The 24,025-nt window shown below is 61.8% G+C and carries 20 protein-coding genes, 1 tRNA gene and 2 pseudogenes; 2 read left to right on the top strand and 21 right to left on the bottom strand.

Annotated elements, in window-relative coordinates; translation table 11 throughout:
- The 4 genes from NKH05_RS31910 to rpsL all read right to left on the bottom strand — a co-directional run.
- Positions 1 to 103: GTP-binding protein (locus NKH05_RS31910; protein ID WP_245464554.1), on the bottom strand; the 103-nt coding region annotated here is incomplete at its 3' end.
- 67 nt (positions 104 to 170) lie between these two features.
- Positions 171 to 2,261 carry an elongation factor G gene (gene fusA / locus NKH05_RS31905; RefSeq protein WP_023680448.1) on the bottom strand — a complete coding sequence of 697 codons (2,091 nt, stop codon included), beginning with the start codon at positions 2,259 to 2,261 and terminating at the stop codon, positions 171 to 173.
- Positions 2,262 to 2,291: 30 nt separating this feature from the next.
- Positions 2,292 to 2,762, bottom strand: coding sequence for a 30S ribosomal protein S7 (rpsG, locus tag NKH05_RS31900; RefSeq protein ID WP_008875664.1), 471 nt, complete (start codon positions 2,760 to 2,762; stop codon positions 2,292 to 2,294).
- An 85-nt stretch (positions 2,763 to 2,847) separates the two neighbouring features.
- The gene (gene rpsL / locus NKH05_RS31895) at positions 2,848 to 3,219 is read right to left on the bottom strand and encodes a 30S ribosomal protein S12 (RefSeq protein WP_006333356.1); all 372 of its coding nucleotides are present in this window, start codon (positions 3,217 to 3,219) and stop codon (positions 2,848 to 2,850) included.
- 462 nt (positions 3,220 to 3,681) lie between these two features.
- Between rpsL and NKH05_RS31890 the strand changes: the two genes are divergently transcribed.
- Together NKH05_RS31890 and NKH05_RS31885 are read left to right on the top strand one after the other, a co-directional pair.
- Complete coding sequence (locus tag NKH05_RS31890) at positions 3,682 to 3,963, top strand: transcriptional regulator (RefSeq protein WP_023680447.1); 282 nt, start codon at positions 3,682 to 3,684, stop codon at positions 3,961 to 3,963.
- Between the two features lie 90 nt (positions 3,964 to 4,053).
- The gene (locus tag NKH05_RS31885; RefSeq protein ID WP_352844896.1) at positions 4,054 to 4,989 is read left to right on the top strand and encodes a Gfo/Idh/MocA family protein; all 936 of its coding nucleotides are present in this window, start codon (positions 4,054 to 4,056) and stop codon (positions 4,987 to 4,989) included.
- Positions 4,990 to 5,025: 36 nt separating this feature from the next.
- Here NKH05_RS31885 and NKH05_RS31880 read toward each other — a convergent pair whose 3' ends face one another.
- From NKH05_RS31880 to NKH05_RS31800, 17 genes and pseudogenes are all read right to left on the bottom strand, one after another.
- Complete coding sequence (locus tag NKH05_RS31880; protein ID WP_023721673.1) at positions 5,026 to 5,397, bottom strand: hypothetical protein; 372 nt, start codon at positions 5,395 to 5,397, stop codon at positions 5,026 to 5,028.
- Positions 5,398 to 5,435: 38 nt separating this feature from the next.
- On the bottom strand, positions 5,436 to 6,101 hold the full coding sequence (locus NKH05_RS31875; RefSeq protein WP_023721672.1) for an O-methyltransferase: 666 nt from the start codon (positions 6,099 to 6,101) through the stop codon (positions 5,436 to 5,438).
- Between the two features lie 84 nt (positions 6,102 to 6,185).
- Positions 6,186 to 10,382, bottom strand: coding sequence for a DNA-directed RNA polymerase subunit beta' (rpoC, locus tag NKH05_RS31870; protein WP_023721671.1), 4,197 nt, complete (start codon positions 10,380 to 10,382; stop codon positions 6,186 to 6,188).
- A gap of 131 nt (positions 10,383 to 10,513) precedes the next feature.
- A complete protein-coding gene (gene rpoB / locus NKH05_RS31865) occupies positions 10,514 to 14,650 on the bottom strand; it encodes a DNA-directed RNA polymerase subunit beta (protein ID WP_352496503.1) in 4,137 nt (1,378 codons plus the stop codon).
- Positions 14,651 to 14,932: 282 nt separating this feature from the next.
- The gene (rplL, locus tag NKH05_RS31860; protein ID WP_023680442.1) at positions 14,933 to 15,310 is read right to left on the bottom strand and encodes a 50S ribosomal protein L7/L12; all 378 of its coding nucleotides are present in this window, start codon (positions 15,308 to 15,310) and stop codon (positions 14,933 to 14,935) included.
- Positions 15,311 to 15,364: 54 nt separating this feature from the next.
- A complete protein-coding gene (gene rplJ / locus NKH05_RS31855) occupies positions 15,365 to 15,883 on the bottom strand; it encodes a 50S ribosomal protein L10 (protein ID WP_008875657.1) in 519 nt (172 codons plus the stop codon).
- A gap of 391 nt (positions 15,884 to 16,274) precedes the next feature.
- Positions 16,275 to 16,973, bottom strand: coding sequence for a 50S ribosomal protein L1 (gene rplA / locus NKH05_RS31850; RefSeq protein ID WP_023721669.1), 699 nt, complete (start codon positions 16,971 to 16,973; stop codon positions 16,275 to 16,277).
- 4 nt (positions 16,974 to 16,977) lie between these two features.
- Positions 16,978 to 17,406 carry a 50S ribosomal protein L11 gene (rplK, locus tag NKH05_RS31845; protein WP_023680440.1) on the bottom strand — a complete coding sequence of 143 codons (429 nt, stop codon included), beginning with the start codon at positions 17,404 to 17,406 and terminating at the stop codon, positions 16,978 to 16,980.
- Positions 17,407 to 17,565: 159 nt separating this feature from the next.
- The gene (nusG, locus tag NKH05_RS31840; protein WP_006333333.1) at positions 17,566 to 18,093 is read right to left on the bottom strand and encodes a transcription termination/antitermination protein NusG; all 528 of its coding nucleotides are present in this window, start codon (positions 18,091 to 18,093) and stop codon (positions 17,566 to 17,568) included.
- A gap of 27 nt (positions 18,094 to 18,120) precedes the next feature.
- Positions 18,121 to 18,324 carry a preprotein translocase subunit SecE gene (secE, locus tag NKH05_RS31835; protein WP_023721668.1) on the bottom strand — a complete coding sequence of 68 codons (204 nt, stop codon included), beginning with the start codon at positions 18,322 to 18,324 and terminating at the stop codon, positions 18,121 to 18,123.
- A gap of 366 nt (positions 18,325 to 18,690) precedes the next feature.
- Positions 18,691 to 18,766 (bottom strand) — tRNA-Trp (locus NKH05_RS31830).
- A 292-nt stretch (positions 18,767 to 19,058) separates the two neighbouring features.
- Positions 19,059 to 19,358 (bottom strand): hypothetical protein, encoded by a 300-nt coding sequence (locus NKH05_RS31825; RefSeq protein WP_353026999.1) that lies wholly within the window; start codon positions 19,356 to 19,358, stop codon positions 19,059 to 19,061.
- Between the two features lie 130 nt (positions 19,359 to 19,488).
- A pseudogene (locus tag NKH05_RS31820) lies at positions 19,489 to 19,972 on the bottom strand (group II truncated hemoglobin).
- A 105-nt stretch (positions 19,973 to 20,077) separates the two neighbouring features.
- Positions 20,078 to 21,769 (bottom strand): COG3904 family protein, encoded by a 1,692-nt coding sequence (locus NKH05_RS31815; RefSeq protein WP_353026997.1) that lies wholly within the window; start codon positions 21,767 to 21,769, stop codon positions 20,078 to 20,080.
- Between the two features lie 198 nt (positions 21,770 to 21,967).
- Positions 21,968 to 22,066 (bottom strand): annotated as a pseudogene (locus tag NKH05_RS31810) (EF-Tu C-terminal domain-related protein); the annotation flags it as partial.
- Positions 22,067 to 22,087: 21 nt separating this feature from the next.
- Positions 22,088 to 23,773: a COG3904 family protein gene (locus NKH05_RS31805; RefSeq protein WP_023721630.1), complete on the bottom strand. Its 1,686-nt coding sequence runs from the start codon at positions 23,771 to 23,773 to the stop codon at positions 22,088 to 22,090.
- A gap of 150 nt (positions 23,774 to 23,923) precedes the next feature.
- The coding region (locus tag NKH05_RS31800; protein WP_152536282.1) for an EF-Tu C-terminal domain-related protein at positions 23,924 to 24,025 on the bottom strand (102 nt) is incomplete at its 5' end.

Below are 24,025 nucleotides of genomic sequence, written 5' to 3'. Positions count from 1 at the left end.
ACTTGGTGATCGCCGCCGTCAGCGACGTCTTGCCGTGGTCGACGTGACCAATCGTGCCAATGTTCACATGAGGCTTAGTGCGCTCGAATTTACCTTTTGCCATGTGATCTCTCCATTCCTGCCAGCCCGTGCGGGCCTTGAATTAAGTTACTGGTGCAACTCGTTTCGAGTTACGCGTATTTCTTCTGGACTTCCTGGGCGACCGCGGTCGGGACCGGTTCGTAATGGTCGAACTGCATCGTGTAGGCCGCGCGGCCCTGGCTCATCGAGCGAAGGTTGTCCACGTATTTAAACATGTTGGCGAGCGGCACCATCGCGTTGATGACCACCGCGACGCCACGGGCTTCCTGGCCCTGGATCTGTCCGCGACGGCCGTTCAGGTCGCCAATGACGCTGCCGACGTAATCTTCCGGCGTCACCACTTCGACCTTCATGATCGGCTCGAGCAACTGCACGCCCAACTTCGGCGCTGCTTCACGGAAGCAGGCGCGGCCGGCGATTTCGAAGGCCAGAACCGAAGAGTCCACGTCGTGGTAGGCACCATCGATCAGCGTCGCCTTGACGCCGATCATCGGGAACCCGGCGAACGGGCCCGAGGTCATGACGCTGTTGATGCCCTTTTCGACACCGGGGATGTATTCCTTCGGCACAGCGCCGCCGACGATCTTGGTTTCGAACTCGAATTCGCTGCTTTCCGGATTCGGCTCGAACAGGATCTTGACGCGGGCGAACTGGCCGGTACCGCCGGTCTGCTTCTTGTGCGTGTAGTCCTGCTCGTGCTTGCGAGTGATCGTCTCGCGATAGGCCACCTGCGGCGCGCCGACATTGGCCTCGACCTTGAACTCGCGACGCATGCGGTCGACGATGATGTCGAGGTGAAGCTCGCCCATGCCGGAGATGATCGTCTGGCCGCTTTCCTCGTCGGTCTTGACGCGGAAGGACGGATCCTCGGCGGCCAGGCGGTGAAGGGCGAGGCCCATCTTTTCTTGGTCGTTCTTGGTCTTCGGCTCGATGGCGATCTGGATGACCGGATCGGGGAATTCCATGCGCTCGAGGATGACCGGATGCAGCGGATCACTGAGCGTGTCGCCGGTGGTGGTGTCCTTGAGACCAGCGAGGGCGACGATGTCGCCGGCAAAAGCCTCTTCGACGTCGGCGCGCGAATTCGCATGCATCTGCAGCATGCGGCCGATGCGCTCTTTCTTGCCCTTCACGGTGTTGTCGACCGAGATGCCCTTGGTGAGCTTGCCCGAATAGATGCGGGCAAAGGTGAGCGAACCGACGAACGGGTCGTTCATGATCTTGAAGGCGAGCATCGACAGCGGCTCGTTGTCGTCGGCATGACGCTCGATCTCGGCGTCGGTCTTGGCGTCGACGCCCTTGATGGCCGGGACATCGGCCGGCGACGGCAGATATTCGACGACGGCGTCGAGCAGCGGCTGCACGCCCTTGTTCTTGAAGGCCGAGCCACAGAACATCGGATAGAACTTCACCGCGATCGTGCCCTTGCGGATGAGCGCACGGATCTCGTCATTGCTCGGCATCTTGCCTTCGAGGTAATTCTCGAGCGCCGTTTCGTCCATTTCGACGGCGGCCTCGATCATCTTCTCGCGGTACTCTTCGGCACGAGCCTTGAGGTCGGCAGGGATCTCGACGATGTCCCAGGCAGCGCCCAGCGTCTCGTCGCGCCAGACCAGCGCGTTCATCTCAACGAGGTCGACGACACCCTTGAACTCGGTCTCGGCGCCGATCGGCAGCTGCATGACGACGGCATGCGCACCGAGGCGCGAACCGATCATCTCGACCGAGCGGTAGAAGTCGGCGCCGATCTTGTCCATCTTGTTGCAGAAGATCATGCGCGGCACGCGGTACTTGTCAGCCTGGCGCCAGACGGTCTCCGTCTGCGGCTCGACACCGGCATTGGCATCGAGCAGCGCGATGGCGCCGTCGAGCACGCGCAGCGAACGTTCGACCTCGATGGTGAAGTCGACGTGGCCGGGGGTGTCGATGATGTTGAAGCGATGCATCTTGCCGTCTCGACCCTTCCAGAAGGTCGTGGTGGCGGCCGACGTGATGGTGATGCCGCGCTCCTGCTCCTGCTCCATCCAATCCATGGTCGCAGCGCCGTCATGGACTTCGCCGATCTTGTGCGACTTGCCCGTGTAATAGAGGACGCGCTCGGTGGTCGTCGTCTTGCCGGCGTCGATATGCGCCATGATACCGAAATTGCGGTAGTCTTCGATTTTATATTCGCGGGCCATGGGAGGTGCCTCTTCAGTCTCGTTCGCGCTTTACCAGCGGTAGTGCGCGAAAGCGCGGTTGGCTTCTGCCATCTTGTGGGTATCTTCACGCTTCTTGACGGCGGTGCCGCGGTTGTTGGCCGCGTCCATCAGCTCGCCGGAGAGGCGGTCGACCATAGTGGTCTCGTTGCGGTTGCGGGCGGCGGCGATCAGCCAACGGATGGCCAATGCCTGACGGCGCTCGGGGCGCACGTCGACCGGAACCTGGTAGGTGGCGCCGCCGACGCGGCGCGAACGCACTTCCACATGCGGCGCGACATTGTCGAGCGCCTGATGGAAGACGGTGACCGGTTCCTGCTTGGTCTTGGACTGGACCTGGTCGAGCGCGCCGTAGACGATGGTCTCGGCAACCGACTTCTTGCCGTCATACATGACGGCGTTCATGAACTTGGTGACGATCAGATCGCCGAACTTCGGGTCCGGATTGATCTCACGCTTTTCTGCACTGTGACGACGGGACATTTTTTCTCTGCCTCAATTCTACGCGGTGGCCTGGATCCCGGATCGTCGCTTGACGCCGCCCGGAACGACCTTGGCTACGCTTCGGTCACTTCGGACGCTTGGCGCCGTATTTCGAACGGCGTTGCTTGCGGTTCTTCACGCCTTGCGTGTCGAGCACGCCGCGGATGATGTGGTAACGGACGCCCGGAAGATCCTTGACGCGACCGCCGCGGATCATCACCACCGAGTGCTCCTGAAGGTTGTGGCCTTCGCCGGGGATGTAACCGATCACTTCAAAACCATTGGTCAGGCGGATCTTGGCCACCTTGCGCAGCGCCGAGTTCGGCTTCTTCGGCGTCGTGGTGTAGACGCGCGTGCAGACGCCCCGCTTCTGCGGGTTCTGCTGCATGGCCGGGACCTTGTTGCGCTTCACCGGCGCAATGCGCGGCTTGCGGATCAGCTGGTTGACGGTAGGCATTAAACCCTCTTGTCTCTCAATTCCGTGTCTCGCCCGGTCAGGGCCGCTCAAAGCGTCATTTCCATACGCAAATTCGGGCCACAAACCGCGCCTCGCGGTCTTGCCCGAACAAATGGCAGAGGAAGCGGAAGCCGCTTCATGCACGCCGGAAATGTCTTTTCGCTCGTAAAACGAACCCTGTTTGAGGCAAACTCCAAAGCGTGTCGCTTCGGAAGCAAGAGCCTCACATCGGTTCTGACTGGGCGGCTTCTACTCGTATGGCCACTGTCCGTCAACCCCGGAGCGGCAAATATTGCGCTGAAACCGAGGCGTGGCAGCCATGGGAAAAATGCATGTAATTTTCTTGCGCCGTTTTTCAAGAGGAAGGCAGAAAGTGACCGGCTTGCGGCTGTTTCCAGGCCATGCTTCGTGCGAAAAGGCGGCATGAACAGCCCAAACCCCCTCGCCCGGAGGTACGAACCCGTGAATGACAATGAGGAGCGCCCGGTCACCATTATTACCGGCCGGGTGTGGAAGCGCAAAGGCGGCAAGCCGGAAGGCGTGCATGTGATGCTGGTCGCGCCGGACGACGATTCGGCTGTGCGCCGCGCTCTCGAATCGCTTGCCGCGGAAGGTTATGCCGAGGCCGAGCTCGACCAGATCGGCGACATGGACGGCGTGCCCGACGAGGAACCGCATCTGTCCGCCTATCAGGGCGCGCTCGAAGGCGAAGTGTCGATCGTGACGTTCGATGTGCCGATCTGACCAGCCATGTGATTGTCGCGGTCTCGCCCTGCTTGCCCGGCATCGGTTCTCTGCTAAGAACCAAGCGCAATATCAACCTGCGGAGTCCCCATGTCCCTGAATAGCGATCCCATCAAGCTCGGCATTGTCGGCGTGGGAAAGATCGTTCGCGATCAGCACCTTCCGGCCCTGGCGAAGGACCGCGACTACCGCCTCGTCGCCGCCGCCAGCCGGCACGGCAAGGTGGACGGCATTGCGAATTTTCCCGATATCGAGGCGATGCTCGACACTGTGCCGGAGCTTGAGGCCGTATCGCTCTGCATGCCGCCGCAGTTCCGCTACGACGCCGCGCGCACGGCGCTGGCGGCGAAAAAGCATGTCTTCCTGGAAAAACCGCCCGGCGCCACGGTCAGCGAGGTCGAGGATTTGAAAGCGCTGGCGGTGGCGAACGGCGTCTGCCTGTTCGCCAGCTGGCACTCGCGCTATGCGCCGGCCGTCGAAGCAGCGCGTACATTCCTCAGCTCGACTACGATCAGGTCGGCCGCCATCAACTGGAAGGAAGACGTGCGCCGCTGGCATCCGAATCAGGAATGGATCTGGGCTCCCGGCGGCTTTGGCGTCTTCGATCCCGGCATCAACGCGCTGTCGATCGCCACCCACATCCTGCCACCGATGTTCATCAGTTCGGCAGAGCTCGATTTCCCCGAAAACCGCGCGGCCCCGATCGCCGCCCATATCGTCTTCCGTACTTCGAACGGTCTGCCGGTGACGATGGAACTCGACTGGCGCCAGACCGGGCCGCAAAGCTGGGACATCCTGGCCGATACCGAGGCCGGATCGATGGTGCTTTCTGGCGGCGGCTCAAAGCTCGCCATCGATGGCCGCGTCGTTCACGAGGAGCCGGAAGCCGAATATCCGATGCTCTACAAGCGCTTCGCCGAGATCGTGCGCGCCGGCGTTTCCGACGTCGACCTCGCGCCGCTCCAGCACGTCGCCGACGCCTTCATGCTCGGCAAGCGCAATGTGGTCGAAGCTTTTTTTGACTGACACTGACCCCGGTAGAGCGACCTTGAATGTTCCGGATCATCTTGGCTTGCGGTCCAGGAATTCTCCCGGACGAGGCGCAGAAGCAACGGGAGCCGTCCGGTGTCCTTGTTCAAGTTCGCTCATGACATGTTGAACCGCCACCTCGAGATCGGCCTGCCCCCAGCCAAGCTCGGTGATTTCTCCATATCGAATGAAATTTGAGCGGCCGAAACCACCTTCAATGTCATTGTAAGAAATCACGCTCCGGCCGATCAACGCTACGACCCAGATGCGATGATCACTCCCAGCAGGAGAGTGATGCAGCCATTCTTCCGGATCGATCTTGATCAGGTCCCAAAGCCTTCGCTGCCCAAAGCTCATACGATCTCGGCCAGTGTTGATCAATTCCCAGATGGTCGCCTCGTTCAATTGCCGATTCCTTAAAAAGCCAGCCGCCGGTGGCAGCTTCAACTGACGATCGCTATTGCAAAGCCGTCATAGCCCTTGGCGCCAACAGTCTGGATCGCGGTACCTTGCAGACGCTTGTCGCTGCCAATGAACGAGAACGCCGCGCGTGCCCCTTCGACATTGGCGTCGCGGCCATCTTCGTTCACCACCGCGCCGTCACGGATGACATTGTCGCAGACGATGACAGTCCCCGGCCTCGAAAGACGCATCGCCCAGGACAGATAGTGCTGGTTGTTCGGCTTGTCGGCGTCGATGAAGATGAAGTCGAACGGCCCGGCATTCTCGGCGCCTAACGCGGCAAGCGATTGAAGCGCCGGTCCGACCCGCAGTTCCACGCGGTCAGATACCCCTGCCCGTTCAAAGTTCGACCGCGCGACACTGGCGTGGTGCGGATCAAGCTCGAGCGTCACGACCTTGCCGTCCACGGGCAACGCTCGCGCCATCCAGATTGTCGAGTAGCCGCCCAACGTGCCGATTTCGAGTACCTTCTTCGCTCCCTGCATTCGCGCAAGAAGTGACAGCAGCTTGCCTTGTGCCGGGGAAACATCGATCGGCGGTAGGCCGTGGTCATGGTTGGCCGCCAGAACGGCATCGAGGGCGGGATCCGCCTCGAAAAGAGCCTCGACAATGTAGCCGTCGACAGAAGCCCAGATCCTCCTGCTCATCCGTTGTCCTCCGATCCGATTGGGGAACCACAATGCGAAAAGGGGCCACTTGGGCCCCTTTTCTATCTTCTCTTACTTGCGCGCTTACTGCGCGGCGGTAACCATGTCGGTCAGCATCGGCTCGGCGACCTCGACGCCGGACGCCTTGCGGCGCTCGTCGATGATCAACTCGTCGCGCGAGGTGGCGATGCGCCGGATCTGGCTCATCGTGCCGCCGGTGCCGGCCGGGATGAGCCGGCCGACGATGACGTTTTCCTTCAGCCCCTGCAGCATGTCGGTCTTGCCGGCAACCGCAGCTTCGGTCAGCACCCTCGTCGTCTCCTGGAAGGAGGCGGCGGAGATGAAGGACGGCGTCTGCAGCGAGGCCTTGGTGATGCCCAGCAGCACCGGCTGGCCTTCGGCCGGCTTCTTGCCCTCCTCGACCAGGCGCTCGTTGACCTCTTCCAGTTCGATCACGTCGACGTGGTCGCCCGGAATGTAGGTCGAATCGCCCTGCGTGGTGATCTCGACCTTCTGCAGCATCTGGCGAACGATCACCTCGATGTGCTTGTCGTTGATCGACACGCCCTGCAGGCGGTAGACCTCCTGGATCTCGTTGACGAGGTAGGAGGCAAGCGCCTCCACGCCCTTGATCGCCAGGATGTCGTGCGGCGCCGGATTGCCGTCGAGGATATAGTCGCCCTTCTCGATGACGTCGCCGTCCTGGAGATGGAACGGCTTGCCCTTCGGGATCAGGTATTCGACCGGCTCAAGCGTCGAGTCATGCGGCTCGATGATGATGCGGCGCTTGTTCTTGTAGTCGCGACCGAAGCGGATCGTGCCATCGATCTCGGCGATGATGGCGTGATCCTTCGGACGGCGTGCCTCGAACAGTTCGGCCACACGCGGCAGACCGCCGGTGATGTCCTTGGTCTTGGCGCTTTCCATCGGAATACGCGCCAGCACGTCGCCGGGGCGAACCTGTGCGCCGGGTTCGACCGAAAGAATGGCCTCGACCGAGAGCAGGAAGCGGGCGTCGCCACCCTTCGACAGCTTGCCGACCTTGCCCTTGGCATCCTGGACGACGATCGCCGGCTTGAGGTCGTTGCCGCGTGGCGTCGAACGCCAGTCGATGACCTCGCGCTTGGTGATGCCGGTCGATTCGTCGGCGGTTTCCTGAACGGAAATGCCATCGACCAGATCTTCGAACGCCACCCTGCCCTCGATTTCGGTGAGGACCGGGCGGGTATAGGGATCCCACTCGGCAATACGCTGGCCGCGCTTCACCTTGTCGCCATCGTCGACGAAGATGCGCGAACCGTAGGTGACGCGGTGCGTGGCGCGTTCCTTGCCGGCCTCGTCGAGGATCAGCACCGCCATGTTGCGACCCATGACCATCAGTTGGCCGTCGGAGTTGCGCACCACGTTGCGGTTGCGGATCTCGACCTTGCCCTCGTACGAGGCTTCAAGGAACGAGGAATCCACCACCTGCGCCGTGCCGCCCATGTGGAAGGTACGCATGGTGAGCTGGGTGCCCGGCTCGCCAATCGACTGCGCCGCGATGACGCCGACAGCCTCGCCCTGGTTGACAGGCGTGCCGCGGGCCAGATCGCGTCCGTAACAGACCGCGCAAACGCCGACCCTGACCTCGCAGGTTAGCGCCGAACGGATGCGGACAGACTGCACACCGGCCTTTTCGATCAGTTCCACGTCACGCTCGTCCATCAGCGTTCCGGCCTTGACCAGAACCTCGCCGGTGACCGGGTGAGTGATATCGTCGAGCGAGGTGCGGCCGAGAACGCGCTGACCAACCGAAGCGACGACCTGACCGGCATCGACGATCGGCTGCATGGTGAGGCCCTTGTCGGTGCCGCAGTCGAGCGAGTTGACGATGCAGTCCTGCGCCACGTCGACAAGACGACGCGTCAGGTAACCCGAGTTCGCCGTCTTCAAGGCGGTGTCGGCCAGACCCTTGCGGGCGCCGTGGGTCGAGTTGAAGTACTCGAGCACGGTCAGGCCTTCCTTGAAGTTCGAGATGATCGGCGTCTCAATGATTTCACCGCTAGGCTTGGCCATCAGGCCGCGCATGCCGGCGAGCTGGCGCATCTGGGTGGGCGAGCCGCGCGCACCGGAGTGCGACATCATGTAGATCGAGTTCATCGGCTTCTGACGGCCGTTGTCCTCGAACTCGACCGCCTTGATGCGGGCCATCATTTCGTCGGCGACCTTTTCCGAGCACTTGGCCCAGGCGTCGACGACCTTGTTGTACTTCTCGCCCTGGGTGATCAGGCCGTCATTGTACTGCTGCTCGTATTCCTTGGCCAAAGCCTCGGTGTCGGACACCAGCTTGATCTTGGCATCCGGGATCAGCATGTCGTCCTTGCCGAACGAAATGCCGGCACGGCAGGCGTGGCTGAAGCCGAGAGCCATGATGCGATCGCAGAAAATGACCGTCTCCTTCTGACCGCAATGGCGGTAGACGGTGTCGATCATCTTGGAGATGTTCTTCTTGGTCATCTCCTGGTTGGCGGTCTCGTAGGGCACGTTGACGTTCTTCGGCAGCAGCTCGCCGATGATCATGCGGCCAGGCGTGGTGTCGTGGATCTTCGATACGACCTTACCGTCGGCGTCGACCGTGCGGAAGCGCCCCTTGATCTTGGAATGCAGCGTTACCGCCTTGGTCTCGAGCGCATGCTGGAGCTCGCCCATATCGGCAAACACCATGCCCTCGCCCGGCTCGTTCTGGTTGACGATCGACAGATAGTAGAGACCGAGAACCATGTCCTGCGACGGGACGATGATCGGCGCGCCGGAAGCCGGGTGCAGGATGTTGTTGGTCGACATCATCAGCACGCGAGCCTCGAGCTGCGCTTCCAGTGACAGCGGCACGTGGACCGCCATCTGGTCGCCGTCGAAGTCGGCGTTGAAGGCCGTGCAGACCAGCGGGTGAAGCTGGATCGCCTTGCCTTCGATCAGGATCGGCTCGAACGCCTGGATGCCGAGGCGGTGCAGCGTCGGCGCGCGGTTCAACAGCACCGGATGCTCGCGGATGACCTCGTCGAGGATATCCCAGACCTCCGGACGCTCCTTTTCGACCAGCTTCTTCGCCTGCTTGACGGTCGAGGAGTAACCCTTGGCGTCGAGACGGGCGTAGATGAAGGGCTTAAACAGCTCGAGCGCCATCTTCTTCGGCAGGCCGCACTGGTGCAGCTTGAGCTCGGGACCGGTGACGATGACCGAGCGGCCGGAATAGTCGACGCGCTTGCCGAGCAGGTTCTGGCGGAACCGGCCCTGCTTGCCCTTCAACATGTCGGACAGCGACTTCAGCGGACGCTTGTTGGCGCCGGTGATGACGCGGCCGCGGCGGCCATTGTCGAACAGCGCATCGACGGCTTCCTGCAGCATGCGCTTTTCATTGCGCACGATGATGCCGGGCGCGCGCAGCTCGATCAGCCGCTTCAAGCGGTTGTTGCGGTTGATGACGCGGCGGTAGAGGTCGTTCAGATCCGACGTAGCGAAACGGCCGCCGTCCAGCGGGACAAGCGGACGCAGATCCGGCGGGATCACCGGAACCACCTTCATGATCATCCATTCCGGACGGTTGCCGGATTCCATGAAGTTCTCGACGACCTTGAGACGCTTCAGATACTTCTTCTGCTTGAGCTCAGAGGTGGTCGAAGCCAGTTCCGAACGCAGATCGCCGGCGATCTTCTCGAGGTCCATGCCGGCCAGCAGGTCGTGGATCGCCTCGGCGCCGATCATGGCGGTGAAACTATCCTCGCCATATTCGTCGACGGCCATCATGTACTCTTCCTCGCTGAGCAGCTGGTGCTCCTTCAGCGCGGTGAGGCCGGGTTCGGTGACGATGTAGTTCTCGAAGTAAAGGACCCGCTCGATGTCCTTCAGGGTCATGTCGAGCAGCGTGCCGATGCGCGACGGCAGCGACTTCAGGAACCAGATGTGGGCGACCGGTGCCGCCAGCTCGATATGGCCCATGCGCTCGCGGCGGACGCGCGACAGCGTGACTTCGACGCCGCACTTCTCGCAGATGACGCCCTTGTACTTCATGCGCTTGTACTTGCCGCACAGGCACTCATAGTCCTTGATCGGACCAAAAATGCGCGCGCAGAACAGGCCGTCACGCTCCGGCTTGAAGGTGCGGTAGTTGATGGTCTCCGGCTTCTTGATCTCGCCGAATGACCAGGACAGAATCTTCTCAGGGCTGGCAAGCGAGATCCGGATGGAATCGAACACCTGCGCAGGCGCCTGGGGGTTGAAGAGATTCATGACCTCTTGGTTCATGCCGTTCTCCTTTTCGGGGTCCTCGAAAACCCCTTGCATCTAGCGCGGGCCAAACGCCCGCCGACTTGATCGGCCATCGGCCGAGAATTTGGTGCGTCCGGTCGCGGGAAGGCCGCGGCCGGACGTCTTGCTTACTCGGCCGCGTCGGGCAGCCGGATCGGGTTGTCGTCGAGCTTGGTGTTCTCCAACTCGACATTGAGGCCGAGAGACCGCATTTCCTTAACGAGAACGTTGAAGCTCTCGGGGATGCCGGCCTCGAATGTGTCGTCGCCTCTGACGATCGCCTCGTAGACCTTGGTGCGGCCGGCGACGTCATCCGACTTCACCGTCAGCATCTCCTGCAGCGTGTAGGCGGCGCCGTACGCTTCAAGCGCCCAGACCTCCATCTCGCCAAAGCGCTGGCCACCGAACTGCGCCTTGCCGCCCAGCGGCTGCTGGGTAACGAGCGAGTACGGCCCGATCGAACGCGCGTGGATCTTGTCGTCCACAAGGTGGTGAAGCTTGAGCATATATATGTAGCCCATCGTCACTTTGCGATCGAACGGTTCGCCGGTGCGTCCGTCATAGAGCTGCGACTGACCGCTGGTGTGCAGGCCCGCCTGCTCCAGCATGATGTTGATGTCGGCCTCGTGCGCGCCGTCGAACACCGGTGTCGCGATGGAGACGCCGCGGCGCATCTGCTCGCTGAGGCGAACGATGCTCTCGTCGTCATATTCGCGGACCGGCTCGTTGCGGTCATTGGCCGGCATGAAGCTCTCAAGCGTCTTGCGCAGCGGCTTGATGTCGCCCGCCGTCTTGTACGCATCGATCAGATCGCCGATCTTCTTGCCCATTCCGGCGCAAGCCCAGCCCAGATGCGTTTCCAGGATCTGGCCGACATTCATGCGGCTCGGCACACCCAGCGGGTTGAGCACGATGTCGGCATGCGTGCCGTCCTCGAGGAAAGGCATGTCCTCGACCGGAACGATCCGCGACACGACACCCTTGTTGCCGTGCCGGCCGGCCATCTTGTCGCCGGGCTGCATCTTGCGCTTCACGGCCACGAAGACCTTGACCATCTTCATGACGCCCGGAGGCATCTCGTCGCCGCGCTGCACCTTCTCGACCTTGTCCATGAAGCGCTGCTCGAGCGCCTTCTTGGAATCGTCGTACTGGCCACGCAGGGCTTCCAGTTCGCTCTGGAGCTTTTCGTTCTCCACGGCAAACTGCCACCACTGCGAACGCGGATACTCGTCGAGCGTGTCCTTCGACAGCTTCGAGCCCTTCTTGAAGCCCTTCGGCCCGGCAATCGCCTCCTTGCCGACGAGAACGTCGGAAAGGCGCGAATAGACGTTACGGTCGAGGATCGCCTGCTCGTCGTCGCGGTCCTTGGCGAGGCGTTCGATCTCCTCGCGCTCGATCGCCATGGCGCGCTCGTCCTTCTCGACACCGTGGCGGTTGAAGACGCGCACTTCGACGACGGTGCCGAAGGTTCCCGGAGGCATGCGCATGGAGGTATCGCGCACGTCCGAGGCCTTTTCACCGAAGATGGCGCGCAGCAGCTTTTCTTCCGGCGTCATCGGGCTTTCGCCCTTCGGCGTGATCTTGCCGACCAGGATGTCGCCCGGCTGCACTTCCGCACCAATGTAGACGATGCCGGCCTCATCGAGGTTCTTCAGCGCTTCTTCCGAGACGTTCGGGATATCGCGCGTGATCTCCTCCGGCCCGAGCTTGGTGTCGCGGGCCATGACTTCGAACTCCTCGATGTGGATCGAGGTGAAGACGTCGTCGGCGACGATGCGCTCGGACAAGAGGATGGAATCCTCGTAGTTGTAGCCATTCCACGGCATGAACGCGACCAGCACGTTGCGGCCGAGGGCCAGATCACCGAGCTCGGTCGACGGGCCGTCGGCGATGATGTCGCCCTTGTTGACCCGGTCGCCCATGCGCACCAGCGGACGCTGGTTGATGCAGGTGTTCTGGTTCGAACGCTGGAACTTCATCAGCCGGTAGATATCGACGCCGGACTTGCCGGGATCGAGATCTTCCGTGGCGCGGATGACGATACGCGTCGCGTCCACCTGGTCGACGATGCCGCCGCGGCGGGCGCCGATGGCGGCGCCCGAGTCACGGGCGACGATCGGCTCCATGCCGGTGCCGACGAACGGCGCTTCGGCGCGCACCAGCGGCACGGCCTGACGCTGCATGTTCGAGCCCATCAGCGCGCGGTTGGCGTCGTCGTTCTCAAGGAACGGAATCAGGGCCGCGGCCACCGACACCATCTGCTTCGGCGACACGTCCATCAGATCGACGTTTTCGCGCGGCGCCATCATCACTTCGCCGGCGTTACGGCAAATGACGAATTCGTCGACGAAATGACCATTCTTGTCGAGCTCGGCATTGGCCTGCGCGACGTGGTGCTTGGCCTCTTCCATAGCCGACAGGTAGACGACCTCATTGGTCAGCTTGCCGTTGACGATCTTGCGGTACGGGCTCTCGATGAAGCCGTATTTGTTGACACGCGCGAAGGTCGCAAGCGAGTTGATCAGGCCGATATTCGGGCCTTCCGGCGTCTCGATCGGGCAGATGCGGCCGTAATGCGTCGGGTGCACGTCGCGCACCTCGAACCCGGCACGCTCGCGGGTCAGGCCGCCCGGTCCAAGCGCCGACAGGCGGCGCTTGTGGGTGATCTCCGACAGCGGGTTGGTCTGATCCATGAACTGCGACAGCTGCGAGGAACCGAAGAACTCGCGCACGGCGGCAGCCGCCGGCTTGGCGTTGATCAGGTCCTGCGGCATCACCGTGTCGATCTCGATCGAGGACATACGTTCCTTGATCGCGCGCTCCATGCGCAGCAGGCCGACGCGGTACTGGTTCTCCATCAGCTCGCCGACCGAGCGCACGCGGCGGTTGCCGAGATTGTCGATGTCGTCGATCTCGCCCTTGCCGTCGCGCAGTTCGACCAGCGTCTTGACCACGGCCAGGATGTCGTCCTTGCGCAGCACGCGCACGGTATCCTCGGCCTTGAGCTCGAGGCGCATGTTCATCTTGACGCGGCCGACGGCCGAAAGATCATAGCGCTCGCTGTCGAAGAACAGCGAGTTGAACATGGCTTCGGCGGTCTCGAGCGTCGGCGGCTCACCGGGGCGCATGACGCGGTAGATGTCGAACAGCGCGTCCTGGCGGCTCTCGTTTTTGTCGACGTTGAGCGTGTTGCGGATATAAGCGCCGACATTGACGTGATCGATGTCGAGAACCTTGATCTCGTCATCGCCGGTGCCGAGAAGCACTTTCAGCGTCTTTTCATCGATCTCGTCGCCGGCTTCGAGGAAAATCTCGCCGGTGCCATAGTTGACGATGTCCTCGGCAAGGTAGTTGCCGAGCAGATCCTCGTCGGTCGCCTTGATCGCCTTGAGACCTTTTTCGCCAAGCGCCCTGGCCTGGCGGGCAGTGATCTTCTTGCCGGCCTCGACGACGACCTCGCCGGTGTCGGCGTCAACCAGGTCACCAACGGCCTTGAGGCCGCGGAAACGCTCGACGTTGAAGGGAATGCGCCAATGGTCGCCGGCGCGCTTGTAGGTGATTTTGTTGTAGAAGGTCGACAGGATCTCTTCGCCGTCCATGCCGAGCGCCATCAGCAGCGACGTCACCGGAATCTTGCGGCGGCGGTCGATACGGGCGTGCACGACGTCCTTGCTATCGAACTCGATGTCGAGCCACGAGCCGCGGTAGGGAATGACCCGCGCGGCAAACAGAAGCTTGCCGGACGAGTGCGACTTGCCCTTGTCATGGTCGAAAAAGACGCCCGGCGAACGGTGCATCTGCGAGACGATGACGCGCTCGGTGCCGTTGACGATGAAGGTGCCGTTCAAGGTCATGAGCGGCATGTCGCCCATGTAGACGTCCTGCTCCTTGATGTCCTTGATCGACTTCGCGCCGGTATCCTCGTCGATATCGAACACGATGAGGCGCAGCGTCACCTTGAGCGGCGCCGCATAGGTCAGGTCGCGCTGACGGCATTCGTCAACGTCGAATTTCGGTCCTTCGAACTCGTATTTCACGAATTCCAGCATCGAGGAGCCGGAAAAATCGGAAATCGGGAAGACCGACTTGAACACTGCCTGCAGCCCCTCGTCAGGACGCCCACCCTTGGGCTCCTCCACCATCAGGAACTGGTCATAGGATGCCTTCTGAACCTCGATCAGGTTCGGCATCTCCGCAACTTCCGGGATCTTTCCGAAAAATTTGCGTACGCGTCTGCGGCCATTGAAAGTCTGGGTCTGGGCCATCGTCGCTCCTTAGCTCAATTCTCGGGACGAGCCTCGCCGCGGCTCGCCTTGCATCTCGGGCCACCTCGGCGGCCCTGTCTTGTTGCCCGCCGCCTGTCGGCGGCTTCTTGTCTTTTCACCCACCACCAATTGGCGGTGGGCCAGAAACGGGAGAAAACCCGTTTCCTGAAGGCCGGTTTGCGGCCCTCAGGAAAGAGGTTTTCGCACTCTTCGCGCCATGAGCCTCCCCTCGACGTGAAGGGAGTGGCGGACGGCGCGACGCCGTCCGCCGGTACTCAACGCTTACTTCAGTTCGACCTTGGCGCCGGCTGCTTCCAGCTGGGCCTTGAACTTGTCCGCGTCGGCCTTGGAAACGGCTTCCTTGACCGGCTTCGGAGCCGCCTCGACCAGGTCCTTGGCTTCCTTGAGGCCAAGACCGGTGATGGCGCGAACTTCCTTGATGACGTTGATCTTCTGAGCGCCTGCTTCGGTGAGGACGACGTCGAATTCCGTCTTTTCCTCGACCGGAGCAGCAGCGGCCGCGGCGCCGCCAGCAGCGGCAACCGCCACCGGAGCAGCGGCGGAAACGCCCCACTTTTCTTCAAGAAGCTTCGACAGCTCGGCCGCCTCGAGGACGGTCAGCTTCGAAAGGTCGTCTACGATCTTTGCCAGATCAGCCATTGCAATGTTCCTTCATAAGGTTCGAACGTGTGTTTGTGATAGCGAGGAACGGCCTCATGCCGCCTCGTCCTTCCGGGCGTAAGCGCCGATGACGCGCGCGACCGAAGCCGCAGGCGCATTGACGATCTGGGCGATCCGGGTTGCCGGCGTGGCGATCATGCCAACCAGCCTGGCGCGCAGCTCATCGAGCGACGGAAGTGTGGCGAGTGCCTTCACACCGTCGGCGTTAAGCGAGGTGGTGCCCATTGCGCCGCCGAGAATGACGAGCTTGTCATTTCCCTTGGCGAAATCGGACGCGACCTTCGGCGCCGCAATCGGATCCTCCGAATAGGCGATCAGCGTCTGTCCCTTGAACAGCTCGATGATCGATGCGGAGTCCGTGCCCTGAAGAGCGATTTTGGCGAGACGGTTCTTCGCGACTTTGACGGTGCCACCGGCGGCGCGCATTTTCGACCGAAGGTCGTTCATTTGCGCGACGGTGATACCGGCGTAGTGGGCCACGACGACTGAACCAGCGCTTGAGAACGCATCATTCAGGCCCGTGACGAGTTCGCGTTTTTCCGCTCTGTCCACTGCCTATCTCCAGTTGACCCCTGCCCTCTACGAAGGACAGGCGTCGGGTTGCCTTTTGCCGGCCGGGCCATCCAGTAACGGATCTCCCGAACGACGCTCGAGGATCCTGCCCCCTTTCGCCACACCTGCCGGCAAGCCGGACGGTGCGCAGACAAAAGGCAAACACGGTTCGAACCTTTCATTGGAGCGTTCGCTCCTTTGTCCGGTCTTCACCCGTCTCATGCAGGCCCACATGAATTAAGGCCCACATCACCTAAGGCTTGGGGGCCGCCTGCAATCTCGGACAGGATGTCCGGAAGCCTTTCGACTTCCGGTACCGGGCCGCCGACAGGTCGGAGGCCCGGAATTCTTTCACGGATCAGCGTTTTAGCGGCCGATCCAATTGTTCGTATCAGGACGCTGCGAGCGTCGAGACGTCGAGCTTGAGGCCCGGGCCCATCGTCGAGGTGACCGACACCTTCTTGACGTAATTGCCCTTGGCACCAGCCGGCTTTGCCCTGGTCACCGCATCAGCGAAGGCGCGGACGTTCTCTTCCAGCGCCTTGACGTCGAACGAGACCTTGCCGACGCCGGCATGAACGATGCCGGCCTTCTCGACGCGGAACTCGACGGCGCCGCCCTTCGATGCCTTCACGGCGGCGGCCACGTCGGCGGTGACGGTGCCGACCTTCGGGTTCGGCATCATGCCGCGCGGGCCGAGCACCTTGCCGAGACGGCCGACCAGCGGCATCATGTCCGGCGTGGCGATGCAGCGGTCGAAGTCGATCGTGCCCTTCTGGACGATGTCGACCAGATCCTCGGCTCCGACGATGTCGGCGCCGGCGGCCTTGGCCTCCTCGGCCTTGTCACCGCGCGCGAACACGGCGACGCGAACGCTGCGGCCGGTGCCGTTCGGCAGGTTGACCACGCCGCGGACCATCTGGTCGGCATGGCGGGGGTCGACGCCGAGGTTCATCGCGACTTCGATGGTCTCGTCGAACTTCACCGAGGAGCGATCCTTGAGCAGCTTCAGCGCCTCACCCAAAGCGTAAGCCTTGTTGGGATCGATGCCTTCGCGGGTCTGCGATACACGCTTTGCAATCTTTGCCATGATCTCAGCCCACCACTTCCAGACCCATCGAGCGGGCGGAGCCCTCGACCATGCGCATGGCCGCCTCGACGTCGTTTGCGTTCAGATCCTTCATCTTCTGCTCGGCGATGGCGCGCACCTTGTCGCGGCCGATCGTGCCGGCCTTGACCTTGCCCGGCTCCTTCGAGCCCGACTTCAGGTTCGCGGCCTTCTTCAGGAAGTAGCTCACCGGCGGCGTCTTCATGACGAAGGTGAACGACTTGTCCTGATAGTAGGTGATGACGACCGGAACCGGCGAACCCTTTTCCATTTCCTGGGTCTGCGCGTTGAACGCCTTGCAGAACTCCATGATGTTGATGCCACGCTGACCAAGCGCCGGGCCGATCGGGGGCGACGGCGTGGCCGATCCCGCGGAAACCTGGAGCTTGAGCTGGCCTGCAATTTTCTTAGCCATCTCTCTTCCTGCCTTTTCTCATGCCGGTCTTGCCGGCGGTTGCAGTCTGGTGGTGCGGTCCGCGCGGCCGGCTAAAGCCGCATTCGCCTCCCACCCGTTTTGGCCGCGCGATCTCCGCGCCGCCTTCCCTGCCGCCGAAACCGGTGCAGGGATTTCGGATCAGCCCTTCTCGACCTGTCCGAATTCCAGATCGACCGGCACGGCACGCCCGAAGATCGATACTTCCACCTTGAGCCGCGCCCGCTCTTCGTCCACTTCCTGGACGAAACCGTTGAACGACGCGAATGGTCCATCCGAAACGCGGATCGCTTCGCCGATCTCGAACGTCACCGACGGCTTCGGCCGCTCGACGCCTTCCTGAACCTGGTTCAGGATACGCTGGGCTTCGGCTTCGGTGATCGGCACCGGCTTGGAGTCGCCCAGGAAACCGGTGACCTTCGGCGTGTTCTTGACGAGCGAGAACACGGCATCGGTCAGATTGGCCTTCAACAGCACATAGCCCGGAAAGAACTTGCGCTCGGCATCGACCTTGCGGCCGCGGCGGATCTCGACGACCTTCTCGGTCGGCACCACGATCTGCTCGATGTCGGCGGACAGGCCCTTCTGCTTGGCCTTGTTCTCGATGTCCTCGGCGACCTTCTTTTCAAAGTTCGAGTAGGCGTGGACGATGTACCACCGCGCGGTCATTTTAAGACTTCTCCGTAATCGCCGGACTTACTGTCCGAGGCCGAGGATTTTTTCGACCGCAAAGCCCATGGCCACGTCTGCGGTAAAGAAAAAGATCATCGCGATGACCGCGAACACAAGGACCATCACCGTCGAGATCACCGTTTCGCGCCGCGACGGCCAAGTGACCTTGGCAGTCTCCGCGCGAACCTGCTGGAGAAAGGTGAAAGGATTTGTGGTTTTCGAAGCCATATGCCGCTCTGTCTGCAAGACCCGTTGGCCGGGTCTCCTGGATGATCCCGCTGGCCGGGACGTGCCGCTTGAGCGTGCGTTCGCGCCGAATCAGCGCAATCATTTCGCCCATGCAAATCAGACGCGTAAAGCCGGCTTCCCAGCTCCACGCGTCGCGTGTCTGTTTCGTCTACATAAAACCGATTCTTGATCCACGCAAGTGGCAAGTGTCCGCTTTATGACCAAACGCCGCCTCGGAACCATCCAGTCGTCCCGTCCCGGCTATGCGGCCCTTATGCCGCAACTTATGCTATATGGCAAGTCACAAGCCGGTTTTCAAAGGCTGCGCTGCAAAAGAAACGTTTTTTAGGTATCCATTCGTAGGAATGGCACGGGCAGCAGGGCTCGAACCTACGACCTGCGGTTTTGGAGACCGCCGCTCTACCAACTGAGCTATGCCCGTATGCGCATGTCGGCGCAGCAGGCGCTTCCTAAAAGCTTCCGCGCGCTCTGTAAAGAGCGGTGTGCGCTGCCCAGCCTTCATCTTCGAAAGTCGAGGCGTCCTCCCGGCCATTTCCCGTCGATCCGTTGATTGCTGACGACCAAACCGACCCAGGGACGCACGATTTGTGGGTCGGTCAGATTGATATATTTTCCAACCAGCCCTTTCGCACTGACGCGCCGCGCATCAATGAGCCCCTTGCGCACGCCATCATGCCAATCGAACAGTAGGTAAACTCTCTCTCCCGCCGTCGTCAGCTCGCCCCGGCCAGACTTCCATTTACCCTTGCTATCGCCTGAATCGTGGGGTCGGCACCGCCGTTCCATCGGCTGGACCACCTGCCTTCGATGGTGTCGTTGCGGTCGCCGTCGCTTTCGGTGCCCCAGGCTTCGGCGTTTTCATCGCTTGCAGCCCCCTCCAGTTTTACGCCGGCGGCGAACGCCGACACCTCCTCGTCGTCGGGAGTGGGGACATCCATGACACCGAACGGGTTTCGGGTTCCGCGGTTGCCGTCAAAGGTGCTGCCTGAATTTTTCTTGCCTTCCGATCTCATCGCAAAGTCTCCGGTTTTCAGTGAGGCCCCGCCAGTCGACGGCGACTTTAAACCGTTAGCCTGGAGGACCGAGACCTCCATAGCCACCCGTTTTCCTGGCCGGCAGGGTTTTCGACCGATTCACGCCCGGTCAGTTTCCCGAAGGCGGCTTGTAGGGGCCGCCCGGCACGCCCCAACCCCAGACCGGCATTGGTTCCGCCTCGGGATCGCAGGTCGGACCTTTGTTGGAGTTCATCTTGGCCAGCCGCGATCCCCATTCGATATAGGCCATGAAGGCCGAGCGGAATTCGGGATCGTCAGGCAGCCCGATCTCGTCGGCGGCGTCGGCGAGGAGATTGATCCAGCGCCGGCGCTGCTCCTCGGTCAGATGCTTGCCAAGATGATGCATCACCATCTCGCGATGGCCGCCATGCTTTTCGCTGTAGGCTTTCGGTCCACCGAAAACTTCGCCGATGAAGGCCGCGACGTGGGCCGGATGGTCCGCCGACATATGCTTGAACACCGGCCCGACAATGGGATCCCGAGAGACGTTGTCGTAGAAGGTCTGGGTCAGGCGGTTCAGCGCTTCGGTGCCGCCGGCCCATTCGAAACAATGTCGGGACGTCCTGGCTCATTTGCGATCCCTCGCCTGGCTGGTCTTCTACCACGCCGGACGATAGCGGAAACATCCAGCATCGCTCAACCTGTCTCGATGGCCAGCTTCCGAAACCGACGCGCCCCTACAATTTGGCGGGCGCCTCGGCCTGCGCATTGGGCGAGAGCACCACGCGGCAATTGTCAGGCTTCGGCACCGATCTGCACAGGGTGGCACCGGTCAGCTCGTCCACTGATTGCGGCCCAGTCGTCAGTCCGGCCCTCAGCATCACGTCAGGTTCGAGCTGACGCTCGACCGAAATGCGCTGAAGCGTCATGAACAGATCACGGTTGATTGCCATCTCGTCAAGGTAAGCCTTGATCAGCTGGGCTTGTCCCATCAGGTAAAGGCTGAGTAGCGCCCGTGGACCGACAAGCCGCCTGACGCCCCCAGCCAGCATCAGCGCGCAGGCCGAATCGCAGTCGCCTTTCGCATCGCTGGCCACTCCGGCATAGGCGCCATCTTTGGCCAAGCAATTCCACTCTTCCGGGTCGCAGCCAACGAAATCGGTACGGGCAACGGCGACGTCGAGCTTCTTTTCACGGATAAGTCGCCCCATCGCCAGAGCGCTGAACAAGTCGCCGCCTCGCGAGCTCACCACTATAGGCAGCCGCCGGCTGCCAAGCGTAGCGAGCAACTGGCCCAGCTTCTGCGGGGTTTGGCTCGTGATTACGCCTTGTGCCGAGATCCATTCCGGGCAGTCGGGATTGCAGGACGAATTGCTGCGGCGAACCACAACGAAGCGCATCTCGGGTGCCCCGTTCCCCGGCACTGCCACGAGCGGCCGAGCCCACATCCATTCCGGGCAGTGGGGCTCGCACATCGGATCGCTGCCGCGAACGAGTATGAAGCCCTTGTCCGGCGCCTCGTTTCCTGGCACTGCCTCGACCGGCTGAGCAGGTGCCTCCTTGGCCAGCTGAGAAAGTGGGACTTGAGCCGGCTGAGACGGTCCGGCCTTCGCTTCGATTGCTGCCACCTTGGCCGGCTTGGCATTCGCAGGGACCTCCCTGCAGTTCGGCGGCGCAGGACTCCGCTGGCATATGCCCGCCTGCGTAAGTATGTCGAGGGAGTCCCTGCTGGTGATCAGCTTCATCGTCAGCATGTCGTCGAGGGCGATCTGCCGGATGTCGCTGGCGGGCGTGGCCTTCATTCTGTCGATTACGCCCCGTCCGACACCCATGTCCCTGAGATAGGCCGAAAGTTTCCTCTCAAGCGCCTTGCTCATCTCATAGGTCTTGTAGCCGGCATTGTCTTGAGTGATGGTTTCTGTGGTGATCCTATATTTTTTGCCCCGCACAACTCGATAGGTGGTTCGATAGTGCCGTGTTGTGCGGAAATAGGTCGTAGTGATCTGATGGACGCCTAGATAGGCCCAACCGCCGACCACGCGTCCGACGCCTCCGGCAAACATCAGCGGACATGCGGAGTTGCACATGGCACCCCCGTCAGACGCAATGCCGAAATATGCTGCGCCCTTGCCGTCATTGGCCCGGCAATCTTTCATCCCGGGCCAACAATCGGAAAACTTGGTCGTACCGACGGCGATATCGAGCTTGTTTTTGCGGATTATTCGACCAAGCTGGAGCGCAGCATCGACATTGCCGCCCGGGGAATTGACGATGATCGGCAGTTTGCGGCGGCCGAGCGTCTTCAATATGCGCTTGAACTGCGCTGGCGTGCCCGCTTCGATGGCGCCTTCTGCCGAAATCCATTCCGGACAGTTAGACTCGCAGCCGGTCGCGTTGCTGCGCACGACGACGAATCGTGCCCGCGCCACCACCTTGCCACGCTATCTAAACGGCGTCCCGAAACCACGCTTGGCAAAAGCCCCCTTGATGCAACCTATAATAGTTGCGGCAATGGTGGTTGCAATAGCTTTGAAACACCCGCGCAAGATTGTTCTGCCTCGAGTCAGTAAGCGAAAAAGGCGGCCCGAAGACCGCCCTTTCGCATCGACCGGCAATGCCGGCGCCGATCACTCTATAATGGTGACGACGACGCCAGCACCGACGGTGCGGCCGCCTTCACGGATGGCGAAGCGCAGCTTCTCTTCCATGGCGATCGGCACGATCAGCTCGCAGCTATCAAGCCCGCCTTACGATTTGACCGGCGTGCTGGCCTGAGCCTTGGCGCCCGAGGCTTCGCGGCAGTTCTCGGGCTGTGGCTCCGATCTGCAGATGCCGGGGCCTGTCAATTCGTCTGCCGATTGATGCCCGGTTGTCAGCCCGTATTTCAGCATCCTGTCGAGTTCGAGCTGCCGTTCGACTGAATTCAGCTGAATTGCGGTAAACAGACCGGGGCCGATGGCCATGTCCTCGAGATAGGCCTTGACCTTTTGCTCCTGCCCTACCGAATGCACGCTCAACTGTGCACGCGGGCCGACGAGGCGTTTGACACCGCCGGCGAGCATGATCGGACAGGCCGAGCCGCACGCGCCGCCGGCATCGACCGTCAGTCCGTTATAGACGCCGTCTTCGGCCGTGCAGTCGGCCTGCCGCGGTTCGCAGCCAATGAAATCTGTCCGCGCCACGGTGACGTCGAGCTTGCGTTCGCGGATCAGCCTTCCGGCCGCCAAAGCACCGAGCACATCACCACCCGGCGAGTTGATGACGATGGGCAGACGCCGGTCGCCGACGCCGTCCAGCAGTTGCCGCAGTTTTTCGGGCGTGTCGGCGGTAATTGTGCCTTCGGCCGAGATCCATTCCGGGCAGTTGGGATTGCAAAGCGGATTGCTGCCGCGGACCAGGACGAAGCGCATGTCTGCGGCCTCCTTCGGCCGCGTGGTTTCGTGCCCTGCGGGTGCAGGCTCGGCGTTCGCCACCACTTCGCCGGCCGGCTTCGCGACATTCGCCGGCGCCGGCAGCTCCCTACAACTCGCCGGCAACGGATCGGATTTGCATAGGGTTGGCGCGGTCAGCAGGTCGACGGCATCCAAGCTGGTGACGAGATTCATTTGCAGCATGTCGTAGGGAACCAGTTGCTGGATGCTGCTGGCCGGCGTGCCTTTCATGGTCTCGAGCACGCCCAGGCCGACGCCCATCTCCTTCAGATAGGCCGCCAGCTTCCGCTCCAGCGGCTTGTTCATCTCGTAGGTCTTGTAGCTGCCGGCGTTCTTCCGGCTGACGACCTTGGTGCTGAGGATCTTCTTCTTACCCTTCACCACGCGGTAGGTGGTGCGGTACAGCAATTTCGTCCGGATATAGGTCGTGGTGATCTGATGGACGCCGAGAAAGGCCCATTCCCCGACCACGCGCCGGATGCCACCGGAAAACATCAACGGACAGGCGGAATTGCAGATGGCGCCGTCGGCATAGGCATTGCCGAAATAACGGGCGCCCTTGCCGTCCTTTTCCTTGCAGTTTTTCACATCTGGCAGACAGCCGACGAACCGGGTTTTGCCGACGGCGATATCGAGCTTGTTCTTGCGGATCAGGCGACCAAGTGTCAGCGCCGCTTCGACATTGCCGCCGGGGGAATCGACGACGATCGGCAGCTTTCGGCCGCCAAGCGCCTTCAGCGTGCGTTTGAACAGGGCCGGCGTGCCGGCTTCTATCGAGCCTTCCGCCGATATCCATTCCGGACAGGTCGGCTCGCAGCCCGGCGCGCTGCTGCGGACGACGACGAACCGCATCGTCGGGCCGAGATCCGGCGTGGATTTTTCCGGCGTGGATTTCTTGGCATCGGCTGCGAAGGCAGCGTGGCCCAAGGCGAGCAACGACACCAGGCAGATCAGCCCTAACGACCACAATGCCTGACTATGCAAACGGCGCCATGGAACCATTCGGGCAGCCCCCTCGATGCAACCTATACTAGTTACGGCAGAGGCGCTTGCAACAGGATTTGAAGCAAGGCGGTTAATCTATTCGAATCAAAAAGGCGGCCCGAAGACCGCCCTTTCGCATTCGATCTCGACCGGCAACGCCGGCGTTGATTACTCTTTGATGGTGACGACGATGCCGGCACCGACGGTGCGGCCGCCTTCACGGATGGCGAAGCGCAGCTTCTCTTCCATGGCGATCGGCACGATCAGCTC

Origin of the sequence: Mesorhizobium sp. M1399, assembly GCF_040317735.1 — a bacterium.
GTDB lineage: Bacteria > Pseudomonadota > Alphaproteobacteria > Rhizobiales > Rhizobiaceae > Mesorhizobium.
This window is presented reverse-complemented; position numbering and strand designations above follow the sequence as displayed.

Excerpts from the sequence above, each read along its gene's own strand:
- fusA (WP_023680448.1), bottom strand. The coding sequence starts at position 2,261 with ATGGCCCGCGAATATAAAATCGAAGACTACCGCAATTTCGGTATCATG.
- rpsG (WP_008875664.1), bottom strand. The coding sequence starts at position 2,762 with ATGTCCCGTCGTCACAGTGCAGAAAAGCGTGAGATCAATCCGGACCCG.
- rpsL (WP_006333356.1), bottom strand. The coding sequence starts at position 3,219 with ATGCCTACCGTCAACCAGCTGATCCGCAAGCCGCGCATTGCGCCGGTG.
- NKH05_RS31885 (WP_352844896.1), top strand. The coding sequence starts at position 4,054 with ATGTCCCTGAATAGCGATCCCATCAAGCTCGGCATTGTCGGCGTGGGA.
- NKH05_RS31875 (WP_023721672.1), bottom strand. The coding sequence starts at position 6,101 with ATGAGCAGGAGGATCTGGGCTTCTGTCGACGGCTACATTGTCGAGGCT.
- rpoC (WP_023721671.1), bottom strand. The coding sequence starts at position 10,382 with ATGAACCAAGAGGTCATGAATCTCTTCAACCCCCAGGCGCCTGCGCAG.
- rpoB (WP_352496503.1), bottom strand. The coding sequence starts at position 14,650 with ATGGCCCAGACCCAGACTTTCAATGGCCGCAGACGCGTACGCAAATTT.
- rplL (WP_023680442.1), bottom strand. The coding sequence starts at position 15,310 with ATGGCTGATCTGGCAAAGATCGTAGACGACCTTTCGAAGCTGACCGTC.
- rplA (WP_023721669.1), bottom strand. The coding sequence starts at position 16,973 with ATGGCAAAGATTGCAAAGCGTGTATCGCAGACCCGCGAAGGCATCGAT.
- rplK (WP_023680440.1), bottom strand. The coding sequence starts at position 17,406 with ATGGCTAAGAAAATTGCAGGCCAGCTCAAGCTCCAGGTTTCCGCGGGA.
- nusG (WP_006333333.1), bottom strand. The coding sequence starts at position 18,093 with ATGACCGCGCGGTGGTACATCGTCCACGCCTACTCGAACTTTGAAAAG.
- secE (WP_023721668.1), bottom strand. The coding sequence starts at position 18,324 with ATGGCTTCGAAAACCACAAATCCTTTCACCTTTCTCCAGCAGGTTCGC.
- NKH05_RS31825 (WP_353026999.1), bottom strand. The coding sequence starts at position 19,358 with ATGAGATCGGAAGGCAAGAAAAATTCAGGCAGCACCTTTGACGGCAAC.
- NKH05_RS31805 (WP_023721630.1), bottom strand. The coding sequence starts at position 23,773 with ATGGTTCCATGGCGCCGTTTGCATAGTCAGGCATTGTGGTCGTTAGGG.